The organism is Micromonospora sp. NPDC052213, assembly GCF_040679695.1.
In the GTDB taxonomy this organism is placed as follows: Bacteria; Actinomycetota; Actinomycetes; order Mycobacteriales; family Micromonosporaceae; genus Micromonospora.
Genome location: NZ_JBFAVI010000382.1, coordinates 1 through 1,163 on the forward strand (window position 1 = coordinate 1; position 1,163 = coordinate 1,163).

1 protein-coding gene is annotated in these 1,163 nt (G+C 73.8%); it reads left to right on the plus strand.

Features of this window, described 5'->3' with window-relative positions; genetic code table 11:
- Positions 1 to 17 precede the first annotated feature (17 nt).
- Positions 18 to 1,163, plus strand: a 1,146-nt coding sequence (gene argS / locus AB0L34_RS34140) for an arginine--tRNA ligase (protein WP_363709811.1), incomplete at its 3' end; no start/stop codon positions are given.

Consider the following 1,163-nt stretch of genomic DNA (forward strand, 5'->3'; position numbering starts at 1 on the left):
GCGAGATCGGCGTACCCATGGATCTTGAAAGGTTGCTCACCGACCGGCTGGCGCCGGCGTTCGCGGCGGTGGCCGGCGTGCCGGTTGACCCGGCCGTGCGGCGCTCCCAACACGCGGACTTCCAGTCCGACGCGGCGCTGGGCCTGGCCCGGCGGCTCAGCCGGCCGCCGCGGGAGATCGCGGCGGAGGTACGGGAGCGCGCGGCGCTGGCCGACGTCTGCGCGTCGGTCGAGGTGTCCGGTCCGGGTTTCCTGAACCTGACGGTGGCCGACCACGCGCTCGGCGGGCTGGTGTCCGCGCTGGCCGTCGACCCGCGGCTCGGCGTGCCGCCGGTGGCCGAGCCGGAGACTGTGGTGGTCGACTACTCGGCGCCGAACGTGGCGAAGGAGATGCACGTCGGGCACCTGCGGTCGACGGTGATCGGGGACGCGGCGGCCCGGACGCTGGAGTGGCTCGGGCACCGGGTGCTGCGCGCCAACCACCTCGGCGACTGGGGCACGCCGTTCGGCATGCTCATCGAGCACCTGCTCGACCTGGGCGAGGCCGGGGCGGCGCAGGAGCTGTCGATGGGTGACCTGGACGGGTTCTACAAGGCGGCGCGGGCGAAGTTCGACGACGACGAGGCGTTCCGGGAACGGTCGCGGCGGCGGGTGGTGGCGTTGCAGGGCGGTGACCCGGCGACGCTGCGGCTGTGGCGGCAGCTGGTGACGCAGTCGGAGAGCTACTTCCTGACCGTGTACGACCTGCTCGACGTGACGCTGACCGGCGACGACTTCCAGGGCGAGAGCAGCTACCACGACCAGCTCGCGCCGACTGTCGAGGAACTGGACCGGCTCGGACTGCTGCGGCGCAGCGAGGGCGCGGACTGCGTGTTCCCGCCCGGATCGGTGGGCCGTGACGGCGAGCCGTTGCCGCTGATCGTGCGCAAGTCCGACGGCGGGTTCGGCTATCCGGCCACCGATCTGGCCGCGCTGCGGCACCGGACCGGCACGCTCGGCGCGACCCGGCTGCTCTACGTGGTCGGGCTGCCGCAACGGCGGCACTTCGAGATGGTGTTCGCGGTCGGCGCGCAGGCCGGCTGGCTGACCGCGCCGGTGCGGGCCGAGCACGTCGGGTTCGGCTCGATCCTCGGCCCGGACGGGCGGATGCTGCGCAGCCGGGCC